Here is a 468-nt window from a genome sequence, read left to right as displayed (position 1 = left end):
ACCATGGGCCGTGCAGCCGTTCCCTCCGGTGCATCGACCGGTTCACGCGAAGCCATCGAGCTGCGCGATGGCGACAAGAAACGCTACCTCGGCAAGGGCGTGCTCAAGGCCGTGGAACACATCAACACTGAAATCTCCGAGGCCGTGTTGGGCCTGGACGCTTCCGAGCAAGCCTTCCTGGACAAGACCTTGATCGATTTGGACGGCACGGAGAACAAGAGCCGCCTGGGTGCGAACGCCATGCTGGCTGTCTCGATGGCCGTGGCCCGCGCTGCAGCCGAAGAAGCGGGTTTGCCCCTGTATCGCTACTTTGGCGGCATGCGCAGCGTGCAAATGCCCGTGCCCATGATGAACGTGATCAACGGCGGTGAGCACGCCAACAACAACCTTGACCTGCAAGAGTTGATGATCATCCCCGTGGGCGCTCCCAGCTTCCGCGAAGCCCTGCGCTGGGGCGCCGAAGTGTTC

General features: G+C 62.4%; 1 protein-coding gene. It reads left to right on the top strand.

Annotation, left to right across the window (positions count from 1 at the left end; all coding sequences use genetic code 11):
* A partial coding sequence (locus AC1D1Y_RS26360) for a phosphopyruvate hydratase family protein (protein ID WP_477684947.1) occupies positions 1-468 on the top strand: 468 nt, incomplete at both ends.

This window comes from Polaromonas sp. P1_G1 (assembly GCF_056405595.1).
This window is presented reverse-complemented; position numbering and strand designations above follow the sequence as displayed.